Here is a 21,545-nt window from a genome sequence, read left to right on the forward strand (position 1 = left end):
CGCGACCAGCGCGGCCCGGTGCGGCTGCCGCTCGTTGGCGACGAGCACGGCCCCGCGCTGGGCGGCGAGCGCCGCCAGCAGGGCGGCCTTGCCCCCGGGCCCGGCGCACAGGTCGAGCCACCGCTCGTCACGACCGTCCAGCGGGGCGTCGGCGAGCGCGAGCGCGACGACCTGCGAACCCTCGTCCTGGACCCCGGCGCGTCCCTCGGCGACCGCCGGGACGGCGGCCGGGTCGCCACCGGCCAGGGTCACGGCGTACGGCGACCGGCCGGTGCGGGTGCCGCCGGCGGCCTCGAGCTCCTCCACGGTCGACAAGCCGGGGCGGGCCACCAGCGTGACCCGCGGCGGGGCGTTGTCGGCCTCCAGCAGCGCGTCGAGCTCCTCGTCGCTGCCGACGGACGCGGCCAGCGCCTCCCCCAGCGCCGCGACGACCCAGCGGGGGTGCGACCGGGCGACGGCGAGGTGGGCGTACGGGTCGGCCTGCTGGTCGGGTGCGACCTCGTCGACCCATCCGGCGAGGTCGCGCCGGCTGATCGTCCGCAGGACGGCGTTGACCAGGCCGGCCGGTCCCCGGCCGACGGTGGCGCGGACGAGGTCGACGCTCGTCGAGATCGCGGCGTGGTCGGGCACCCGCATGGAGAGGAGCTGGTGGGTCCCCAGACGCAGCACGTCGCGCACCTCCGGCTGGAGGCGCGGCTTGGTGAGGCAGGCGTCGATCACGGCGTCGTACAGCCCGTGCATCCGGATCGCCCCGGACGAGAGCTCGGTGGCCAGCGCGGCGTCGCGGCCGGTGAGCCCGTGCTTGCGGATGACCTGCGGGAGCACGAGGTTGGCGTAGGCGTCGTCGGTGCGCACGGCGGTGAGCACGTCGAGCGCCGCGCGACGGGCCTTGTCGACCGGCGGCCGGCGGTCACTCACCGAGGTGCTCCCGCACGAGCTTCTTCGGCGCCTTCGCCGCCCAGGCGTCGGTGATGATCTCCTCCAGCTCGTCGCGGCCGATCTCGCCGAGCCGCGACTGCTGCACGAGCACGGCGGCGTAGCCCTTGAAGTGGTCGATGGTGAAGAACGGCGTCGACTCGTCCGCGACCAGCGCGTGCTTCTCCACCTCGGTCGGCGTGGAGATCACGACCAGGTCGTCGTACATGTCCCCCGTGTCCGGGTCGACGGCCGACTTGTGCGGCGCGCGGTAGAGGACGAACCCCTTGCCCTTGTCGCCGCGGGGCACCTTCCAGGTCGGCCGGTCGCCCCAGGAGATCCCGAGCTCGGTCTCCGGCAGGCTGCCGCAGATCTCGTCGACGTCCTCCGGACGAGCGGGCCGGCTCACGAGGGGGCGTCCTGCCCGCCGAGGCGGACGCCCGACTCCAGGCGCACCCCGCGGGCCCAGTCGGCCGCACCCATCTGCTTCTTGCCGAAGGCCTTGACCTGGCCGAGCTCGACGGGCGTGGTGGCGGTGCCGACGTAGACGGCGTTCTTGGCGACCTCGAGCACCCCCGGGTCGAGCGACTCGCGGTCGACCGGGCGCAGCGGCCCGATCTTGATCCGCTCGCCCTCGAAGGTGCTCCACGCGCCGGGGGCCGGATCGCAGGCACGGACCTGCCGGTCGATGGCGACCGCCGGGAGGCTCCAGTCGATGCGGGCGTCCTCGACCAGGATCTTCGGCGCGAACGAGACGCCCTCCGCCTGCTGCTCGCGCGCCTCGAGGGTGCCGTCCTCGATCCCGTCGAGGGTCTGCACCAGCAGGCCCGCGCCGCCTTCGGCCAGGCGGGCGAGCAGGTCACCGGCGGTGTCGGTGGGCCGCACCCGCTCGGTCATCACCGCGAAGACCGGTCCGGCGTCGAGGGCCTTGACGATCCGGAACGTCGTCGCGCCGGTGACCTCGTCGCCGGCCCAGAGCGAGTGCTGCACGGGGGCGGCGCCGCGCCAGGACGGGAGCACCGAGAAGTGCAGGTTGATCCAGCCGTGCGGCACCAGGTCGAGCGCCGACTGCGGGAGCAGGGCGCCGTACGCCACGACCGGGCAGGCGTCGGGTCGCAGGGCGGCGAGCTCCTGCTGGAAGTCCGGGTCGCGTGGGTGCACGGGCTTGAGGACGGGTACGCCGAGCTCCTCCGCGCGCTGGGCGACCGGGCTGGCGACCAGCTTGCGGCCCCGGCCGCTCGGGGCGTCGGGTCGGGTGACGACGCCGACGAGCTCGTGGCGGCTCTCGGCGATCGCGTCGAGCGCGGGCACGGCGACCTCGGGGGTGCCGGCGAAGACGACGCGCATCAGCTGGGGACCTTCATCGGGCGAATCCGTTCGTCGGGTGGGGGCTGAACCGGACCGTCGGCTGCTCGAGACCGAACCACTCGGACTCCCGGATCTCCTTCATCGCCGCCTTCCGCGCGGCCGTGTCGAGCTTGTCGATGAAGAGGACGCCGTCGAGGTGGTCGGTCTCGTGCTGCATGGCTCGGGCCAGCAGCTCCGACGCCTCGATCCGCTGCGGCTCGCCGTACATGTCGAAGCCGGTCGCGACGACCGACAGCGCCCGGAGGCAGTCGTAGGTCAGCTCCGGTAGCGAGAGGCAGCCCTCCGCCCCGTCCTGGGTCTCGTCGGAGAGCTCGAGGGAGGGGTTGACCAGGTGGCCGACCTCGCCGTGGACGTTCCAGGTGAAGACCCGCAGGCCCACGCCGATCTGCGGCGCCGCGAGGCCGGCGCCGGGAGCGGCGAGCATCGTGTCGGTCAGGTCGGTGACGAGCTGGCGGACCTCGCGGTCGAAGTCGTCGACCTCCACTGCTCGCTGGCGGAGCACGGGGTCACCGAAGAGACGGATGGGCTGGACGGCCACGGAGCTCCTTCGCTCGGCTGGACGCGGTCTGGGTCAGGTCTGGGCGGGTCGATCGGGCAGTGGCCAAGTCTAGGGAGGCGCCCGCGGTGACGTCATGGCGGCCGGTCGCCGGGGCAACCGCTGGCCATGACGTACGACGTCTGCTCGCCGCACAGGCGCCGGGGCGGCCCGCTCAGATGGTCAGGGGGTCGACCTGGATCCGGACGGGGTCGAGCTTGCGGGCCGAGCGCACCCGTTGGAGGTCGCCGAGCGAGCGGGAGAGCGCCTCTCCGCTGGACCGCGGCACGCGCAGCAGGACCCGGTGCTCGTCGTCGACCGGGACCGGACCGAGCACCTCGGCACCGGCAGGGAGGTCGACCAGGTGGAGGACGTCGTCGAGCGCCCCGAGGTCACCCGTGACCGTCGCGAGCCGGGCCGCCGGCGGGAGGTGGGCCTGCGAGCGCTCCTGGGCCTCCCGACGGGCGAAGCCGGTCGGGTCCCACCGCACGAGGGCCTGCAGCGCGGGGTGGGCCGGGTCGCCCACGGCCACGACGTGGCCGCCGGGCCGCACGAGGGCTGCTGCGTTGAGCCATCGGCGCAGGGCCTCCTCGGCCGCCCGCAGGTCGTCGCGCGCCAGGCTCAACCAGGTGTCGAGGACGATGACGGCGGCGTAACCCGCGTTGGCGACGGGCTCGGCCCCGACGGTCGCGACCACGAGGTCGGCCGACTCGCCGACCCGGTCGACGACCCGCTCGCCGCTGGAGCTGCGGACGGTGGTGCCGGGAAACATCCGGCCCAGCTCCTCCGCGGTGCGGGCCTCGCCCCGCACCGGCGCGCGCAGGCCGTGGCCACCGCAGGTGGGGCACGCCCAGGCCGCCTCGACGTGGCCGCACCACCGGCAGTGCGGCGGCACCGCCGGTCCGTCCACCACGAGCGGTCCGGTGCAGACGGTGCAGCGGGCAGGTGCCCGGCAGGTGTCGCAGGCCAGCGACGCGGCATAGCCGGCACGCGGCGTCTGCACCAGCACCGGCCCGGTCGTGAGACCGCGCCGGATGGCGTCGTAGGCGGCGCGCGGGATGCGGGTGCCGACGGACCGGTCCTCGGCCGGCACCGCCTCGACGCGGGCCCGGCGCCGCAGCACGTCGCGGGGCACCGCCAGCTCGTGCGCCCACCCGGTGGCGACCAGCTGCTCCGCCTCCGGGGTGCGGGCCACGCCACCGAGGAGCGCCGCCGTCCCCTGCTGCTCGGCGCGGACGAGGAGCACCTCGCGGGTGTGCGGGTAGGGCGCGCGCGGCTCGGCGTGGAGGTCGTCGCCGTCGTCCCACAGCACCACGAGCCCGAGGTCGTGCACGGGCGCGAAGGCGGCGGAGCGGGTGCCGACGACGATCCGTCGCGCTCCACGGGACACGGCCAGGAAGTCGCGGTAGCGCGCAGCCGGGCCGCCCTCCGCGGTCAGGCACACGTGGTGTCCCTCCCCCAGGCGGTCAGCCAGGGCGGCGTCGACCCGGGCGACGTCACGTCGGTCCGGGACGCAGACGAGCGCGCCCCGCCCGGCGGCGTACGTCGTCGCCACGGCCTCGGCGACCATCGCGGGCCAGTCGTCGCCCGGGGCGGCCGCCCACACCGCGCGCGGCGATCCGCCGGAAGCGAGGTGGCGGAGGTAGGCGTCGGCGTGCGCGACCTCGGACCAGGTCGTGGGCGCCTCGACCGCCTGCGCCTCGGGTGCGCGCTCGGACGCGACCTTCTCCGTGGCCGCGTGGCGGGGCGGGACGGCGAGGCGGAGCACGTCGGACCGCGCACCGGCGTACCTCCGGGCCAGGGTCTCGCTCAGCTCGACCACCTCCGGCGCGAGCACCGGCTCGGGGCTCACCACACGCCGCAGCGGCTGGAGGCTGCCGGTGTGGTCGGTGTGGCTCGTGCGCTCGACGACGTAGCCGTCGACGTCCTGGCCGGCGAAGCGCACCTTGACCCGCGCGCCCGGGACCGCGGTCTCCGCCACCGCCGTCGGGACGGCATAGTCGAACGGCCGGTCGAGGTGGGCCAGCGCGATGTCGACGAGGACCCGCGCGACGGGGTCGGTCTCGGCGGCCTGCCACTGCGCCGCTGTGCGCCGTCGGGTGGCGGCCGCCTTGGCCCTGGCGTCGTCGACGGCAGCACGAAGCCCCGGAAGCATCTCGGCTTCCGGGGCTTCGTGGGACGTCATGCCGGAGATTGTGTCAGCGGCATCCGACGCTCCGGACCTCGCGGGCGTGTCTGTGGAGTGGCCCCCTCGTCGGCGATCCCCGGTCAGCGCGGGATCAGATGCCGGCGGCGGCCTTCAGCTTGTCGGCGCGGTCGGTGTTCTCCCAGGTGAACTCGGGGAGCTCGCGACCGAAGTGGCCGTAGGCCGAGGTCTGGGCGTAGATCGGGCGGAGCAGGTCGAGGTCGCGGATGATCGCGGCGGGGCGGAGGTCGAAGACCTCGAGGACGGCGGCCTGGATCTTCTCGTCCGGGACGACGCCGGTGCCGAAGGTCTCGATGAACACGCCGACGGGAGCGGCCTTGCCGATGGCGTAGGCGACCTGCGCCTCGCAGCGGCTGGCCAGTCCGGCGGCCACGACGTTCTTGGCGACCCAGCGCATCGCGTAGGCGGCCGAGCGGTCCACCTTCGACGGGTCCTTGCCGGAGAACGCGCCGCCGCCGTGGCGGGCCATGCCGCCGTAGGTGTCGACGATGATCTTGCGGCCGGTCAGGCCGGCGTCGCCCATCGGGCCGCCGATGACGAACGTTCCCGTGGGGTTGACCAGCATCCGGTAGCCCTCGGAGGGCAGGTCGAAGCCGGCGAGCACGTGGTCGATGACGTGCTGCTTGATGTCGGCCTCGAGCGCGGCGTGCTCGACGTCGGGGTCGTGCTGGGTGGAGAGCACGACGGTGTCGATGCGCAGCGGGCGGTCGTTCTCGTCGTACTCGATGGTGACCTGGGTCTTGCCGTCGGGACGCAGGTAGCCGAGCGTGCCGTCCTTGCGGACCTCGGTGAGGCGCTGCGCGAGCCGCTGGGCGATGGTGATCGGGAGCGGCATCAGCTCCGGGGTGTCGTCGCAGGCATAGCCGAACATCAGGCCCTGGTCGCCGGCGCCGCGCTTGTCGAGCTCGTCCTCGGAGGAGCCGACCCGCGACTCGTGGCCGGCGTCGACACCCGCGGCGATGTCGGTGGACTGGGCGCCGATGGCGACCTGGACGCCGCAGGTGTGACCGTCGAAGCCCTTGTCGGAGGAGTCGTAGCCGATCTCGAGGATCGCCTTGCGGACGATGTCGGCGACGGGGGCGTAGGCCGTCGTGCGCACCTCACCGGCGACCACGACGAGGCCGGTGGTCAGCAGCGTCTCGACGGCCACGCGCAGGTTGGCCTTGTCGGCGTCCTCGGCCATCAGGTGGTCGAGGACCGAGTCGCTGATCCGGTCGGCGATCTTGTCGGGGTGCCCCTCGGTCACGGACTCGGAGGTGAACAGTCGTCCAGCCACGGTGCTCTCGATTCTTCTTTGGAACGGTCGGATGAAACGTACCTGTCGACCAGCATCCGGGACGCGTGTCTCAGCCGGCGAATCGCCGGGCGACCTCGTCCCAGATGACGTGGGCGAGCGCGGTCTTGGACCCGCGCGGGACCTCGACGGCGCCTCCGTCGGCGGCCAGGACGACCGCCTCGTTGTCGGCGCTGCCGAAGACCGCTCCCCCGCTGACGTCGTTGACGACGAGGAGGTCGCAGCCCTTGCGGGCCAGCTTGGCGCGCCCGAGGTCGAGCACCGAGCCGGTGGCGTCGCCGGTCTCGGCGGCGAAGCCCACGATGACGGCGTCCTCGCGGGCCCGGTCGTGGGATATCTCGGCGAGGATGTCGGGGTTCTGCGCCAGCTCGATGGCCGGCGCGGACCCGTCGTCCGCCTTCTTGATCTTGGCCTCGCTGACCGCCGTGGGCCGGAAGTCGGCGGGCGCCGCGGCCATCACGACCGCGTCGGCGGTGGCGGTCGCGCCGACGACCGCCTCGCGCAGCTGCTGGGTCGTCTCGACGCGTACGACGTTGACGCCGGCCGGGTCGGGCAGGGTCACGTTGGCGCTGACGAGGGTGACGTGGGCGCCCCGCGAGGCCGCGGCCCGGGCGAGGGCGTAGCCCTGGAGCCCGGAGGACCGGTTGCCGAGGAACCGGACCGGGTCGAGGTACTCCCGGGTGCCGCCGGCGGAGACGACCACCTTGCGACCGGCGAGGTCCTGGGTCATGTCGGGGCCGCGGTCGAGCAGCCCGCGCACCAGCTCGTAGATCTCGGCGGGCTCCGGCAGGCGGCCCTTGCCCGTGTCGGCGCCGGTGAGGCGGCCGACGGCGGGCTCGATGACGATCGCCCCGCGGTCGCGGAGGGTGGCCACGTTGGCCTGCGTGGCCGGGTGCTCCCACATCTCGGTGTGCATCGCCGGGGCGAAGACCACCGGGCAGCGCGCCGTGAGGAGCGTGTTGGTGAGGAGGTCGTCGGCCAGGCCGTGCGCCGCGCGGGCGAGCAGGTCGGCGGTCGCCGGTGCCACCACGACCACGTCGGCCTGCTGGCCGATGTGGACGTGGGGCACGGCGTGGACGTCGGTCCACACGTCGGTGGCGACGGGCTTGCCCGACAGGGCGGACCACGTCGGGGCGCCGATGAACTTCAGCGCCGACGCCGTGGGCACGACGGTGACGTCGTGCCCCGACTCGGTGAACCGGCGGAGGAGCTCACAGGCCTTGTAGGCCGCGATGCCGCCGGAGACCCCCAGGACGACCCTCACGGTCATCGGGAGGCTCGCGTCACTCCGTGGCGTCGCCGGCAGCAGCCTCAGCGGCGGCGGCCTCGGCGGCGGGGTCGATGTCCTCGCAGGTCAGGAGGTCGTCGTTGATCTCGCGGAGCGCGATCGAGAGCGGCTTCTCCTGGACGTGGGTGTCGACGAGCGGGCCGACGTACTCCAGCAGGCCCTCGCCGAGCTGGGAGTAGTAGGCGTTGATCTGGCGGGCACGCTGGGCGCTGTAGAGCACCAGCTTGTACTTGCTGTCGGTCTTGGTGAGCAGGTCGTCGATCGAGGGGTTGGTCACGCCCTCGGCGGCGATGGTGGGAGAAGCCACGGTGTGGGTGCCTCGCTAGTCAGATGTGGATGGAGCAGGTCCAACCATCAAGGTTACCAACTCGTCGGCAGCGGCGTGAACTTCGTGGTTGACGATGGTGACGTCGAACTCGCTCTCGGCGGCCAGCTCGGCCCGCGCGGTCTCGAGGCGGCGCTCCCGCTCGGCCTCGGTCTCGGTGCCGCGGCCGACGAGACGGCGTACGAGCTCCTCCCACGACGGCGGCTTGAGGAAGACGAACAACGCCTCGGGCATCGTCTCGCGCACCTGCCGGGCGCCCTGCAGGTCGATCTCCAGCATCGCCGGCTGGCCGGACGCGAGGGCGAGGTCGACGGGGCCGCGGGGGGTGCCGTACCGCGCGGCCTTGTGGACCACGGCCCACTCGAGCAGGTCGCCCTTCTCGACCATGGCGTCGAACTCCTCGTCGGAGACGAACCAGTAGTGGACGCCGTTCTCCTCGCCCGGTCGCGGCCTGCGCGTGGTGGCGGAGACCGAGAGCCACACCTCCGGGTGCGTCTCGCGGACGGCGGCGGCGACGGTGCCCTTGCCCACGGCCGTAGGGCCGGCCAGGACGATCAGCCGGGAGCGGGTGGGGGTGCTGCCGGTCGAGCCGGCCGCAGGAGTCTCAGCGGTGTGGGTCACGAGGCGTCGGGGCCGAACTCACGCTCGAGCGCAGCGACCTGCTTGACGCCCAGCCCGCGCACGCGGCGGCTCTCGGCGATGTTGAGCCGCTCCATCACCTGGCGGGCTCGCACCCGGCCCAGGCCGGGCACCGACTGGAGGAGCTCGACGACGCGCATCTTGCCGATGACCTCGTTGGTCTGGCCCTCGTGCAGCACGTCGACGATCGAGCCGCCGGAGTTCTTGAGGCGGTTCTTCACCTCGGCCCGCTCGCGTCGGGAGGCCGCAGCCTTGTCGAGGGCTGCCTGGCGCTGCTCGGGCGTCAGAGGGGGCAAGGCCACGAAAGCGATCCTTCTGGGGTMGGACGAGGGTCGGACGGGGCGTCGGACGGGGATCCCGACGGTGCGGATCAATCTAGTCAGGTCGCGTCGGGTGGGGCAATCGGGCCCGCGGCGGAGGCCGCCGACGTGACCTTCACCATGGTCAGCGCGACAGCGGGGTCCCGCACACGTCGAGCGCGTGCTGCTCGACCGCGGACATCGCGTCGACCGTGCGCTGCGCCCCGACCGCGCGAGCGGCCGCCTCGATCTCCTCTCGCGCGTCGGCGGCGAGCCCGGCAGGGGGCTTGTCGGCCCGGTACGTCGACGGGTCGACGTCGTGCGCGTCGAGCGCCTCCTCGAGCGCGCGCAGCGGTCCGACCACGGCCGACCAGTCGTCGGCGATGTCGCGTGGTGCCTGCTCGGCGAGCTCCTCGTAGTCGTCGAGGGCGTCGAAGACCGCGCCGGCGTCGTCGGAGGCGGCCACGTCGCTGAGGTCGGCCTGGTGCTCCTCGACCGCCGTGCAGTAGTCGGCCTGCGGGTCGCTGGAGCACCCCGTCACCGCCAGGCACACCACCCCGAGCAGGAGGGCCGCCGGGGCGAGGAGCTTCACGCCCCCAAGCCTCGCACGGCGTCGTTGCCGCGCCGGGCGGCGTCGCGGAGCGCTCCCACGTCGGGCCCGGCCCGCAGCACGTCGCGCGAGGAGCTGGGGAGCGCCCACCGGGAGGCGCGCCCGAAGATGCGCGCCATGTCGTCGACCGTGCCGCCCTGGGCTCCGAAGCCCGGCACGAGCAGCGGGCCGTTGACGTCGAGGTCCTCCTCGGTGTCGCCGATCGTGGCGCCGACGACCGCGCCGAAGGACCCGACCGGCTCGGCCCCCGCGTTGGCGGCGCGCAGGTGCGCCAGCACCGTCCCGGCGACCGTGCCGTCGCCGGTGCGGGCGTGCTGGACCTCGGGACCCTCCTTGTTGGAGGTCAGGGCGAGGACGAAGAGGCCGCCGCCGTGGCGCCGGCAGGCCTCGAGCATCGGGTCGAGCGAGCCGAAGCCGAGGTAGGGGCTGGCGGTGACCGCGTCGCAGCCGAGCGGCGACGTGGGGTCGAGGTAGGCGTCGGCGTAGGCCTGGCTGGTCGAGCCGATGTCGCCCCGCTTGGCGTCCATCAGCACCAGCGCCCCGGCGGCGCGGGACTCGGCCACGACCCGCTCGAGGACGGCGATCCCGCGGCTGCCGAAGCGCTCGTAGAACGCGCTCTGCGGCTTCACGACGCCGACGACCGGCGCGACCGCCTCCACCACGGTGAGAGCGAACCGCTCCAGCGACGCCACGTCGTCGCCGAGGCCCCACTCGTGCAGCAGCGCCGCGTGCGGGTCGATGCCGACGCAGAAGCGCCCGCGCTCCTCGATGGCCTGGGCGAGTCGGGTGCCGAAGGGGGTCATGCGTCCTCCTGGTGGGCTCGGGGCGAGAGAGCGACCCGCAGGCGGGCCACGGTGGTCGGGTCGTGGAGCAGCGCGGTGCCGACCTGCACGGCGCTCGCGCCGGCGTCGAGGTAGGCGTTGGCCGAGCGCAGGTCGTGCACGCCGCCGCACCCGATGACCGGGACGTCGGGCAGGGCCCGGTGCACCTCGGCGACGCAGCGCAGCGAGACGGGGGCGACGGCGGGGCCGCTGAGGCCACCGGCCCGTCCGTCGGGGAACGCCGCGGGGACGGCGTTGCCGATGACGATCGCGGTGGCGCCGGCCTCGTGGCAGGAGCGGGCGCCCTCGACGATCCGGGAGACGTCGGGGCGCAGCTTGGCGAGGACGGGCCGGTCGGTGGGGAACTCGCGGCGCACGGCCGCGATCACGCTGGCCGAGTGGTAAGGCTCGCGCACCTCGAACAGGCCGGCGCCCACCTCGTCGGGTGCACCCACGTTGACCTCGAGCCCGGCGACGCCGGGCGCGCGGCTGAGGCGGCGGGCGAGGTCGGCGTACTCCCCCATCGTCGAGCCGGCGATCGACACGTGGACGCGCACGCCGGCTCGCACGAGCCACGGCAGCTCGGTGGCGAGGAAGTGCTCCAGACCTGGGTTGGGCAGGCCGACGGCGTTGACCAGCCCGCCGGGCACCTCGACGACCCGTGGCCCCGGGCCGCCACTGCGGGCGTCGAGGGTGATCGAGCGGGTGACGAGGTCGAGCCCGGCCAGCCCGTCGGGTCCGGCGTACGGCTCGAGCTCGCGCCCGGTGCCGCCGCAGCCGGCGGCGACCATCACGGGGCCCGGCAGCTGCGCGCTCACTGAGCGTGCCCCAGGGCGTCCGGCAGGGCGTCCCACCGGATCCGGTCGCCCCGCACGACGGGGCCCTCGGCGCAGGCCCGGACGACGCGCTCGACGCCGTCCTCGCCGATGACCGGCAGGGGGCACCCGTGGCAGAGGCCGGTTCCGCACGGGGTCGGCGTCTCGACCGCGACCTGGCTCCACGCGCCGGCGCGCTCGGCGGCGGCCGCGGCGCTGCGGAGCACGGGGTGGGGTCCGGCCGCGTAGACGACGTCGGCGTCGCTGCGGCGGACGAGGTCGTCGACGTGGTCGGCGACGGTGCCGCGCTGGCCGACGGAGCCGTCGGCGGTGAGGACGGTGACCGACCGGGCCGAGCGCCTCGCCTCCAGGGCGGACAGCAGGTGCGCCTCGTCGGGCGCGGAGACGACGAGCGAGACGGCGCACCCGCGCTCACGGAGCCGCTCGGCGAGCGGGAAGAGCGGGGCCGCGGCGTAGCCCTCCCCGACGAGCAGGCACGACACGGCGTCCTTGGGCAGGGCGAACGGGCGGCCGAGCGGACCGGTGATCGCGATCCGCGCGCCGACCGGCTGGGCCGCGAGCCACTCGGTGCCGCTCCCCCGCGCCTCGACGACGACGTCGAGCGTGGGACCGAACGCGCTGGACGCCCGGACCCGGTGCACCCACAGGGCCCGCCGGGCCACGTGCCCGGCGACGGTGACCGCGACGAAGTTGCCCGCCCGGAACCGCTCGGGGACGCCCGGCGCGGTCAGGGTCAGGTGGCGGTAGCCACCGACGCGCTTGGTGGCGACCACCTCGCCGTCGACGTGCACGCTCGGGTGGACGCTGGAGTGGACCGGTCCACGCTCGTCAGCCATCCCTGGCGAGACCCCGCACGATGCGCCGAGGCCACAGCGGGCCCTCGTAGACGAAGGCGGTGTAGCCCTGCAGGAGGTCGGCACCAGCCGCGAGCCGCCGCCGCGCGTCGTCGACGGTGGTGATGCCGCCGACGCCGACGAGGGTGAGGTCGGGTCCGACCCGGTCACGCAGCAGGCGTACGACGTCCTCCGACCGCTGGGTGAGCGGGCGCCCGCTCAGGCCGCCGGCTCCGACCTGCTCCACCCGGGACCTCGGTGTGGCGAGCCCGTCGCGGCTGATGGTCGTGTTGGTGGCGATCACGCCGTCGAGCCCGGTGGCGAGCGCGAGGTCGGCCACGGCGAGCACGTCGTCGTCGCTGAGGTCGGGGGCGATCTTGACCAGCAGCGGCACCCGGTGGTCGGGACGCGCCTCGTCGGCGCGACGGCGTACGGCCGCGAGGATCGGCTCGAGCTTCTCGACCGCCTGCAGGTCGCGGAGGCCGGGGGTGTTGGGCGAGGAGACGTTGACGACGAGGTAGTCGGCGAAGGGGGCGAGGAGCCCCGCCGACTTCTCGTAGTCGCGGGCCGCCTCGTCCTCCGGCACGACCTTGGTCTTGCCGATGTTGACGCCCAGGATGGGGCCACCGAGGAACGAGGTGGCGCCTTCCTGTTCTCTGACCTGATGCTGCCGACCCCGCGCTCGCGCAGCCAGCCGCCGGGCGACCACCTCGGCGCCGTCGTTGTTGAAGCCCATCCGGTTGACGATGGCGCGGTCGTCGGTGAGCCGGAACAACCGCGGCTGCGGGTTGCCCGGCTGGGCCTCGCCGGTGACGGTCCCGATCTCGACGTGCCCGAAGCCGAGGGCGGCGAGCCCGTCGATCCCGACGGCGTTCTTGTCGAAGCCGGCGGCGAGGCCGAGCGGGTGCGGGAACGTCAGGCCGAGGGCGTGCACCGGCGCGGACGGCACGCGCACGGCCCGGGTCGTGACGGGTGCCGCCGCCCGGATCGCCCGGAACGCGGCGTGGTGGATGCGCTCGGGGTCGACCCGGGTGAGGGCCTGCTCGAAGAGGACGTCGTAGGGCCGCACCGTCAGGCGTCCCCGCCGTTGCTCGCGAGCGCCGCCCAGTCCTGCAGCGAGCGGACGCCGATGTCGCCGCGGCGCATCGCCTCGAGCCCCTGCACGGCGGCGCCGAGTCCCTGGATGGTGGTGATGCACGGGATGTCCGTCGACACGGCCGCAGTGCGGATGTCGTAGCCGTCCGCGCGGGGCGAGCCGCCGCTGGTGGCGCCGTGAGGCGTGTTGATCACGAGGTCGACCTCGCGAGCCCAGATCAGGCCGACGATCGTCGGCTCGCCGTTGGGTCCCTCGCCCTCGGAGTGCTTGCGCACGACCGTCGACTGGACGCCGTTGCGGCGCAGCACCTCCGCTGTGCCCGCGGTCGCGAGGATCTCGAAGCCCATGTCGGCGATCTGCTTGACCGGGAAGATCATGTGCCGCTTGTCGCGGTTGGCGACCGACACGAAGACCTTCCCCGACAGCGGCAGCGACCCGTAGGCCGCGGCCTGCGCCTTGGCGAAGGCGGTGCCGAAGAAGGCGTCGAAGCCCATCACCTCACCGGTCGAGCGCATCTCGGGACCGAGCAGCGCGTCGACGGTGCGGCCGTCGGCGGTCTTGAAGCGGTCGAAGGGCATGACCGCCTCCTTGACCGCGATCGGCGAGCCGTCGGGCAGGTGCCCGCCGTCGCCCTCCGCGGGCAGCACGCCGGCGACGCGCAGGTCGGCGATCGACTCCCCCAGCATCACCCGGGCCGCGGCCTTGGCCAGCGGCGTCGCGGTGGCCTTGGACACGAACGGCACGGTCCGCGACGCGCGCGGGTTGGCCTCGAGGACGTAGAGCACGTCGGAGGCGAGGGCGAACTGGATGTTGAGCAGCCCGAGCACCCCGAGCCCGCGGGCGATCGCCTCGGTGGAGCGACGGATCCGGTCGATCTCCTCGCGGCCGAGGGTGATCGGCGGCAACGCGCACGAGGAGTCGCCGGAGTGGATGCCGGCCTCCTCGATGTGCTCCATCACGCCGCCCAGGAAGAGCTCCTCGCCGTCGAAGAGGGCGTCGACGTCGATCTCCACCGCGTCGTCGAGGAACCGGTCGACCAGCACCGGCTGGCGCTCGTTGATGAGCCCGTTGGCGACGTACTTCTCGAGGTACGCCTCCAGCGCGGCGTCGTCGTAGACGATCTCCATGCCGCGCCCGCCGAGGACGTAGGACGGCCGCACCAGGACCGGGTAGCCGATCTCGTGGGCGATCCGCTGCGCCTGGGGGTACGACGTCGCGGTGCCGTGCTTGGGCGCCGGCAGGCCGGCGTCGGCGAGGACGCGACCGAACGCGCCCCGCTCCTCCGCGAGGTGGATCGCCTCGGGGGTGGTGCCGACGATCGGCACGCCTGCGTCGGCGAGGCCCTGCGCGAGACCGAGCGGCGTCTGACCGCCGAGCTGGCACACGACGCCGGCCACGGGGCCGGCCTGCTGCTCGGCGTGGACGATCTCGAGGACGTCCTCCAGCGTGAGCGGCTCGAAGTAGAGCCGGTCGGAGGTGTCGTAGTCGGTGCTCACCGTCTCCGGGTTGCAGTTGACCATGATCGTCTCGTAGCCGGCCTCGGCCAGCGCGAGCGACGCGTGGACGCAGCTGTAGTCGAACTCGATGCCCTGGCCGATGCGGTTGGGCCCGGAGCCGAGGATGATCACGGCCTCCTTGCCCTCGGCGCGGGGTCGCACCTCGGTCTCCTCGTCGTAGGACGAGTAGTGGTAGGGCGTCTGGGCGGCGAACTCGGCGGCGCAGGTGTCGACGGTCTTGTAGACCGGCCGGATGCCCAGCGCGTGCCGGACGCCGCGGACGACGTCGGCGGGCAGGCCGCGGATCTTGCCCACCTGCTCGTCGGAGAAGCCGTGGCGCTTGGCGAGGCGGAGCAGGTCGGGGGTCAGCTCGGTCGCCTCGATGAGCTGGACGGCGACCTCGTTGATCAGCGCGAGCTGGTCGACGAACCACGGGTCGATGGCGGTGGCGTCGAAGATCTCCTCCGGCGTCGCCCCGGCCCGGATGGCGTCCATGACCTTCTTGAGGCGGCCGTCGTGCGGGACCTTGATCTCCTCGAGGAGCGACGCCTTGTCGAGCTCGACGTACTCCTTGTGCCAGTCGAACGGCGCGTGCTTGCTCTCCAGCGAGCGCAGCGACTTCTGCAGCGCCTCGGTGAAGTTGCGGCCGATGGCCATCGCCTCGCCGACCGACTTCATGTGCGTGGTCAGCGTCGGGTCGGCCTCGGGGAACTTCTCGAAGGCGAAGCGCGGCACCTTGACCACGACGTAGTCGAGCGACGGCTCGAACGACGCCGGTGTCTCCTGCGTGATGTCGTTCTCGATCTCGTCGAGGGTGTAGCCGATGGCGACCTTCGCGGCGATCTTGGCGATCGGGAAGCCCGTGGCCTTCGAGGCGAGCGCCGACGACCGCGAGACGCGCGGGTTCATCTCGATGACGATCAGCCGTCCGTCCGCCGGGTTGACGGCGTACTGGATGTTGCAGCCACCCGTGTCGACACCGACGGCGCGGATGATGTCGATCGCGAGGTCGCGCATCTTCTGGTACTCGCGGTCGGTGAGCGTCATCGCGGGCGCAACGGTGATCGAGTCACCCGTGTGCACGCCCATCGGGTCGAGGTTCTCGATCGAGCACACGATCACGCTGTTGTCGGCGCTGTCGCGCATCACCTCGAGCTCGTACTCCTTCCAGCCGAGGATCGACTCCTCGAGGAGCACCTCGGTGGTGGGGCTGGCGTCGAGGCCTGACCCGCCGATGCGGCGCAGGTCCGCCTCGTCGTAGGCCATGCCGGACCCGGTGCCGCCCATCGTGAACGACGGGCGGACCACCATCGGGTAGCCGAGGTCGTCGGCCGCCGCGAGCAGGTCGTCCACCGAGTGGCAGATGACGCTGCGGGCGGACTCGCCGCCGAGCTGCTCGACGATCTTCTTGAACTGCTGGCGGTTCTCGCCGCGCTCGATCGCCTCGATGGACGCGCCGATCAGCTCGACGCCGTACTTCTCGAGGACGCCGGCCTTGTCGAGGGCCATCGCGCAGTTGAGCGCGGTCTGGCCGCCGAGGGTGGCGAGCAGCGCGTCGGGGCGCTCCTTGGCAATGACCTTCTCGACGTAGTCGGGCGTGATCGGCTCGACGTAGGTCGCGTCGGCGAACTCCGGGTCGGTCATGATCGTGGCCGGGTTCGAGTTGACCAGGACGACCCGCAGGCCCTCCTGACGCAGCACCCGGCACGCCTGGGTGCCGGAGTAGTCGAACTCGCAGGCCTGGCCGATGATGATCGGCCCGGACCCGATGACCAGGACGCTCTGGATGTCGGTGCGCTTGGGCATGTCAGGCGTCCTTCCTGTCGGACATGAGATCGCTGAACCGGTCGAAGAGGTACGCCGCATCGTGCGGGCCGGCTGCCGCCTCGGGGTGGTACTGGACCGAGAAGCTCGTCAGCCGGCCGTCGGCGTCGCGGAGCTCGAGTCCCTCGACGACGTCGTCGTTAAGGCACATGTGGCTGACGGACGCCTCGCCGAACTCGGTCGTCGTCGAGCCCTCGAGCGGGGCATCGACCGCGAAGCCGTGGTTGTGGGCGGTGATCTCGACCTTGCCGGTGGTGCGGTCCATCACCGGCTGGTTGATGCCGCGGTGGCCGTACTTCAGCTTGTAGGTGCCGAAGCCGAGGGCGCGGCCGAAGAGCTGGTTGCCGAAGCAGATGCCGAAGTAGGGGATGCCCGCGCGAAGCGCGTCCTGCAGCAGCTGCACCTGTCCCGTGGTGGCCGCGGGGTCACCCGGACCGTTGGAGAAGAACAGCCCGTCGGGGCTGACCGCCCGGACGTCCTCGATGGTCGAGGTCGCCGGGAGGACGTGCACCTCGATGCCGCGCTCGCTCATCATCCGCGGGGTGTTCGACTTGATGCCGAGGTCCACGGCGGCGACGGTGAAGCGCCTGTCGCCGACGGCGGGGACGACGTAGGCCTCCTGCGTGCTGACGGCCTCGCTGAGGTTGGCGCCGGCCATCTCGCCCGACTGCAGCACCCGCGCCAGCAGGCGCTGGGGGTCGGTCTCCGTCGTGGAGATGCCGACGCGCATCGCACCGCGCTCGCGCAGGTGACGGGTCAGCGCACGGGTGTCGACGCCGCTGATGCCGACGACGCCCTGGTCGCGCAGGTCGTCGTCCAGGCTGCGCACGCTGCGCCAGCTGGACGGGACGCGGGCCGGGTCGCGCACGACGTAGCCGGCGACCCAGATGCGGGAGGATTCGGTGTCCTCGTCGTTCATGCCGGTGTTGCCGACGTGCGGGGCCGTCATCACGACGACCTGGCGGTGGTAGCTGGGGTCGGTCAGCGTCTCCTGGTAGCCGGACATGCCGGTGGAGAAGACCGCCTCGCCGAAGGTCTCGCCCTCGGCTCCGAACGACTCACCGCGAAAGGTGCGACCGTCCTCGAGGACCATGATCGCTGCGGTCTGATTCCTGGCAGGCAGAGCCATGCCGTACCTCCTTCTCCGCCTCACGGGACGGATCGTTAAAGGATGTTCGAGCCGTCGCCGACCCTACCAGCGACGCCGCTCCGCTCCGGCATCGTGTCGGCCTGTCGAGACGGCGTGCCCGGGCGGCCTCACCACGGCGTGAGCGCCAGCTCCGGGCCGTCCCACCGGCGGCGCAGCCAGCGGTCGTGCGAGGCGAGGACGACACCTCCCGGCGCGGTGGCGAGCGCCTCCTCCAGCTCCCCGGCCAGGGCGAGCGAGACGTGGTTGGTCGGCTCGTCGAGCAGCAGGAGGTCGGGGGCGGCGGCGATCGCGACCGCCAGGCCGAGCCGCCGCCGCTGCCCGACCGACAGGCTGCCGACGGGCGTGCGGTGGTCGCGCGGGTGCAGCAGGCCCAGCTCCCGCAACGCCGGGGCGTCGGGCAGGTGCCGCACCGCGTCGTCGTACGTCGCCAGCGCGGAGCGGTTGCGGTCGGTCGCCTCCGGGTCCTGGGTGAGCTCGCGAACGGTGCGGGCCGAGACGTCGAGGGTGCCGCCCGTGGGCACCAGCCGGCCGGACAGCACACCCAGCAGCGTCGACTTGCCCGACCCGTTGGGCCCGGTCAGCAGCAGGTGCTCCCCTGCCGCGAGGTCGAGGCGCTCCACCCGCAACCGCCCGGAGACCTCGAGCCCGCGGGCCTGCACCAGCCGCCCGGTCGCCGCGGCCGTCAGGTGGCCGCGGAAGGCGAGCGGCGCGGGCGGCTTGCGCACCTGCTCGCGCTCGGCGACCTCGAGCCGTCGCTGGGCGTCCTTCTTGCGCCGGGCGAGGGTCTGCTCCACGCGCCCGCCCTTGAAGGAGTAGATGAACTTGTCACCGTCGGTCGGGCCGCGGTCGTGGGCGATCGACGACGTGCCGATGCGGGTGGCGTCGCGCAGCCGCGCGATCTCCTCCTGCTGCGCGGCCCAGGTCTCCTCCCAGCGGCGGCGGGCGTCGGCGCGCGCGGCCTCGTAGGCCGACCACCCGCCGCCGAAGCGGCGCCCGCCCATGCCGTCGGTGCCCAGCTCGCCCGCGTCGAGGTCGACCAGGTCGGTGCACACGTCGTCGAGCAGCACCCGGTCGTGGCTGGCCAGCACCACGACGCCGGGCAGCTCGCGCAGGAAGCCCGTGAGGACCTCGATCGCGCCGTCGTCGAGGTGGTTGGTGGGCTCGTCGAGCAGCAGGCAGGACGGGCGCGTGGTCATGATCGTGGCCAGCGCGAGCCGGGTGCGCTGGCCGCCCGAGAGGGTCCCCACGACCCGGTCGACCCCGATGTCGGCGAGCCCGAGGCGCGCCGCTGCAACCTCGGCGCGCCGGTCGGCGTCCCAGGCGTCGTGCGCGATCGCCACCTCGAGCGCGCGCCCGTACGCCGCGTCGCCGTCGGGGGTGCCCACCAGGGCGGCGAGCCGCTCGACGTCAGCGACGGCCGTCCGCAGCGGCGCCAGGGTCATCGCGAGCACCTCGGCGACCGTGGCGGTGTCGCGGAACGGGGGCTCCTGGCCGAGCAGCACGAGGTCGTCGGGGGCGGTGACCGATCCCGACACCCGGGCCTGGGCGGGCAGCCGCCCGGCGACCGCGCGCAGGAGCGTCGACTTGCCGACGCCGTTCTCCCCGACGAGCCCGATGCGGCGGCCCGGCTGGGCGAGCAGGTCGACCCCGGACAGGACCGTGCGGTCGGGGTAGGTGACCGACAGTCCGGAGACCACGAGCGGCGCGAGACCTGAGGGGGTGGCAGCGTCCGGCTGGCGAGCGGCGGCTGACGAGGAGTGGGAGGCAGGCATGCGGACGTCCTTCGGAGGATCAGGGAGGACTCGCCGGGCCTCGGGCGCACTGTTGCGCCGCCGCGGACGCGAGTCGGGTCAGTCCTGGATCCACATGATGCGGACCAGCCTAGGCGGTCCCACCCTGGACGGCCAACCGAATTGATCGTCGGCCGGCCCCTGCCCAGCAGACGGGATTTTGCCTGCCCCCTCGTTTCCCGCACGGCGTCGCGGGGCAGATCGCGCCCGTGAAGACCATGACGCCCGTCCTGTCCCGCGCCGCTGCAGCGGCCTCCGCCCTCGTCGTCTCCGCCGCGCTCGTCGGCGCCACCTCCCCCGCGCGCGCCGCGTCGGTGGTGCTCGACTGTGCGGGAGGGCCCGTGACGATCGCCCCGACCCTCGACGACGTGACGCTCACTGGGGTGTGCACCGACGTGCGCATCGAGGCGTCCAACATCACGGTCGCGCTGCCAGCCGCCACCTCCCTCGCCGTCAGCGGCGCCAACCTGGAGATCACCGCCACCGGCCCTGTCGGCACGGTCACCTACGCCGGCGGCAACAACACGCTCGTGGCTCCGAGTGCCGGCGACGTCGCCATGACCGGGGGCAACAACGAGGCGACCTTCGCCGGCCAGATCGGGCGGACCTCCGTCGTCGAGGGCAACAACTCGGTCCGGGCCGACTCGATCGACCGCCTGCTGGTCAAGGGCGGCAACCACGTCGTGAAGGCCACTGAGGTCGGCCCCGTCACCATCAAGGGCAGCAACGCGACGTTCTCCGCGACCACGGCGTCGAAGGTGCTGGTGCGCGGCGCCAACAACAGCGTCAGGCTGGCGAGGCTCCCCGTCCTGAAGATCGTCGGCAGCAACAACAAGGCCGTCGTCACGAAGGGTCGGACCAAGGTCTCGGTGCGCGGCGCCAACAACGTCGTACGCCTCAAGAAGCGCGCCTGATCCGCACCCCCTGCACGGGGCGGGCTGCCACTCTGGGGACATGCGCGTCGTCGACCTCGATCAGGCCGTCCGTTCCGTTGCCGAGCACTGCACCGGCCTCGCGGCGGGCCACGTGCCGCGCGTCGTCACCAGCGGCAACTTCGCCTCACCGGTCACCGTGCTCGGGCCCGTGCTGGCCGAGCTCCCGGCGGCCCGCCTCCACGCCCTCAACGCCCAGTCCGACCTGCCGATCCACGACGGCGTCGTCCCGGAGACGACGTTCGTGGGTCCCGGCTTCCGGCGGCACCCGCGGCTGGCCTACGTCCCCTGCCGGCTGTCGATGGTTCCGCGGCTCTTCCACGGGCCGCTGGCCCCCGACGTCGTCGTCGTGCACACCACGACCCCGCGCGACGGCCAGGTGTCGCTCGGGCTCGAGGTCAACGTCCTGCCGGCTGCCATCGAGGCGGCCCGGGAGCGGGGTGCGCTCGTGGTCGCCCAGCTCAACCCGCGGATGCCGTGGACCTTCGGCGACGCGGTGCTGCCGCTCGACGCGGTCGACCTCGGGGTGGAGGTGGACGCCCCGCTGACCACCCACGTCGCGCGCCCGCCGAGCGACGACGCACGGCTGATCGGCTCCCGCGTCGCCGCCGAGATCGGCGACGGGGCGACCCTGCAGGCCGGGATCGGCGAGGTGCCGGACGCCACGATCGCCGGCGTGCTCGAGCGGCGGGGGCTGAAGGTGTGGACCGAGATGTTCAGCGACGGGGTCCTCGTCCTCGAGCAGGCGGGTGCGCTCGACCGTGGCACCCCACTGCGTACGTCGTTCGTGTTCGGCAGCCAGCAGCTCTACGACTGGGTCGACGACAACCCCCGCGTGCGGATGCTGCGCACGGAGACGACCAACTCCCCCGCCGCGATCGCCCAGCAACCGGCGATGACGTCGATCAACACCGCCCTGCAGGTCGACCTGTTCGACCAGGCCAACGCGTCCCGGATCGGCACCCGCATCTACAGCGGCTTCGGCGGACAGACCGACTTCACCGTCGGCGCCAGCCACTCACCCGGCGGGCGGGCGTTCCTCGCCCTGCGCAGCTGGCACCCCCGAGCAGACGTCTCCACGATCGTGCCGCTCGTCGACGAGCCGGTGACGTCGTTCCAGCACGGCGCGGTGGTCACCGAGCAGGGCATCGCCTGGATGTGGGGCCGCAGCGAGCGCGAGCAGGCCCGCAACCTCATCGAGCACGCCGCCCACCCGAGCGTCCGCGACGACCTCTGGGAGGAGGCACGCGGGCTCGGGCTGGCCTGACCACGCGTCCCGGTGGCCGGC

Annotated in this window: 20 protein-coding genes; 2 read left to right on the top strand and 18 right to left on the bottom strand. The window is 73.4% G+C overall.

What is annotated here, in order from left to right; genetic code table 11:
- The 18 genes from ACXJKB_RS19370 to ACXJKB_RS19455 all read right to left on the bottom strand — a co-directional run.
- The coding region (locus ACXJKB_RS19370) for a transcription antitermination factor NusB (RefSeq protein WP_457191273.1) at positions 1-918 on the bottom strand (918 nt) is incomplete at its 3' end.
- On the bottom strand, positions 911-1,324 hold the full coding sequence (locus ACXJKB_RS19375; RefSeq protein WP_457191275.1) for an MmcQ/YjbR family DNA-binding protein: 414 nt from the start codon (positions 1,322-1,324) through the stop codon (positions 911-913). The genes ACXJKB_RS19370 and ACXJKB_RS19375, both read right to left, overlap by 8 nt.
- A complete protein-coding gene (gene fmt / locus ACXJKB_RS19380) occupies positions 1,321-2,262 on the bottom strand; it encodes a methionyl-tRNA formyltransferase (RefSeq protein WP_457191277.1) in 942 nt (313 codons plus the stop codon). The genes ACXJKB_RS19375 and fmt overlap by 4 nt, the downstream gene beginning before the upstream one ends.
- 13 nt (positions 2,263-2,275) lie before the next feature.
- Positions 2,276-2,821 carry a peptide deformylase gene (gene def / locus ACXJKB_RS19385; protein ID WP_457191279.1) on the bottom strand — a complete coding sequence of 182 codons (546 nt, stop codon included), beginning with the start codon at positions 2,819-2,821 and terminating at the stop codon, positions 2,276-2,278.
- A gap of 172 nt (positions 2,822-2,993) precedes the next feature.
- Positions 2,994-5,003: a primosomal protein N' gene (locus tag ACXJKB_RS19390; protein ID WP_457191281.1), complete on the bottom strand. Its 2,010-nt coding sequence runs from the start codon at positions 5,001-5,003 to the stop codon at positions 2,994-2,996.
- A 94-nt stretch (positions 5,004-5,097) separates the two neighbouring features.
- Positions 5,098-6,300, bottom strand: a complete 1,203-nt coding sequence (metK, locus tag ACXJKB_RS19395) for a methionine adenosyltransferase (protein ID WP_457191283.1) — start codon at positions 6,298-6,300, stop codon at positions 5,098-5,100.
- A gap of 70 nt (positions 6,301-6,370) precedes the next feature.
- On the bottom strand, positions 6,371-7,588 hold the full coding sequence (gene coaBC / locus ACXJKB_RS19400; RefSeq protein ID WP_457191285.1) for a bifunctional phosphopantothenoylcysteine decarboxylase/phosphopantothenate--cysteine ligase CoaBC: 1,218 nt from the start codon (positions 7,586-7,588) through the stop codon (positions 6,371-6,373).
- Between the two features lie 13 nt (positions 7,589-7,601).
- Positions 7,602-7,913, bottom strand: a complete 312-nt coding sequence (gene rpoZ, locus ACXJKB_RS19405) for a DNA-directed RNA polymerase subunit omega (RefSeq protein WP_172261153.1) — start codon at positions 7,911-7,913, stop codon at positions 7,602-7,604.
- A gap of 15 nt (positions 7,914-7,928) precedes the next feature.
- Complete coding sequence (gene gmk / locus ACXJKB_RS19410; protein WP_457191287.1) at positions 7,929-8,552, bottom strand: guanylate kinase; 624 nt, start codon at positions 8,550-8,552, stop codon at positions 7,929-7,931.
- Entirely contained in the window at positions 8,549-8,872 is a 324-nt protein-coding gene (gene mihF, locus ACXJKB_RS19415) for an integration host factor, actinobacterial type (RefSeq protein ID WP_191195682.1), read from the bottom strand. Before mihF ends, gmk begins: the two co-directional genes overlap by 4 nt.
- Before the next feature lie 142 nt (positions 8,873-9,014).
- A complete protein-coding gene (locus tag ACXJKB_RS19420) occupies positions 9,015-9,461 on the bottom strand; it encodes a hypothetical protein (protein WP_457191289.1) in 447 nt (148 codons plus the stop codon).
- The gene (gene pyrF / locus ACXJKB_RS19425) at positions 9,458-10,282 is read right to left on the bottom strand and encodes an orotidine-5'-phosphate decarboxylase (protein ID WP_457191291.1); all 825 of its coding nucleotides are present in this window, start codon (positions 10,280-10,282) and stop codon (positions 9,458-9,460) included. Before pyrF ends, ACXJKB_RS19420 begins: the two co-directional genes overlap by 4 nt.
- On the bottom strand, positions 10,279-11,118 hold the full coding sequence (locus tag ACXJKB_RS19430; RefSeq protein ID WP_457191293.1) for a nitronate monooxygenase: 840 nt from the start codon (positions 11,116-11,118) through the stop codon (positions 10,279-10,281). The genes pyrF and ACXJKB_RS19430 overlap by 4 nt, the downstream gene beginning before the upstream one ends.
- Positions 11,115-11,972, bottom strand: a complete 858-nt coding sequence (locus ACXJKB_RS19435) for an iron-sulfur cluster-binding protein (RefSeq protein WP_457191295.1) — start codon at positions 11,970-11,972, stop codon at positions 11,115-11,117. The genes ACXJKB_RS19430 and ACXJKB_RS19435 overlap by 4 nt, the downstream gene beginning before the upstream one ends.
- A complete protein-coding gene (locus ACXJKB_RS19440; RefSeq protein WP_457191297.1) occupies positions 11,965-13,038 on the bottom strand; it encodes a quinone-dependent dihydroorotate dehydrogenase in 1,074 nt (357 codons plus the stop codon). The genes ACXJKB_RS19435 and ACXJKB_RS19440 overlap by 8 nt, the downstream gene beginning before the upstream one ends.
- A gap of 2 nt (positions 13,039-13,040) precedes the next feature.
- Positions 13,041-16,367, bottom strand: a complete 3,327-nt coding sequence (carB, locus tag ACXJKB_RS19445) for a carbamoyl-phosphate synthase large subunit (protein WP_457191299.1) — start codon at positions 16,365-16,367, stop codon at positions 13,041-13,043.
- A 1-nt stretch (position 16,368) separates the two neighbouring features.
- Positions 16,369-17,514: a glutamine-hydrolyzing carbamoyl-phosphate synthase small subunit gene (gene carA, locus ACXJKB_RS19450; RefSeq protein WP_457191301.1), complete on the bottom strand. Its 1,146-nt coding sequence runs from the start codon at positions 17,512-17,514 to the stop codon at positions 16,369-16,371.
- A 128-nt stretch (positions 17,515-17,642) separates the two neighbouring features.
- The gene (locus ACXJKB_RS19455) at positions 17,643-19,307 is read right to left on the bottom strand and encodes an ABC-F family ATP-binding cassette domain-containing protein (protein ID WP_457191303.1); all 1,665 of its coding nucleotides are present in this window, start codon (positions 19,305-19,307) and stop codon (positions 17,643-17,645) included.
- Positions 19,308-19,534: 227 nt separating this feature from the next.
- Here ACXJKB_RS19455 and ACXJKB_RS19460 point away from each other — a divergent pair, with 227 nt between their 5' ends.
- On the top strand, positions 19,535-20,239 hold the full coding sequence (locus ACXJKB_RS19460; RefSeq protein ID WP_457191305.1) for a hypothetical protein: 705 nt from the start codon (positions 19,535-19,537) through the stop codon (positions 20,237-20,239).
- A 40-nt stretch (positions 20,240-20,279) separates the two neighbouring features.
- Entirely contained in the window at positions 20,280-21,524 is a 1,245-nt protein-coding gene (locus tag ACXJKB_RS19465) for an acetyl-CoA hydrolase/transferase family protein (RefSeq protein ID WP_457191307.1), read from the top strand.
- Positions 21,525-21,545: the final 21 nt, after the last annotated feature.

This window comes from Nocardioides sp. P5_E3 (assembly GCF_054049275.1).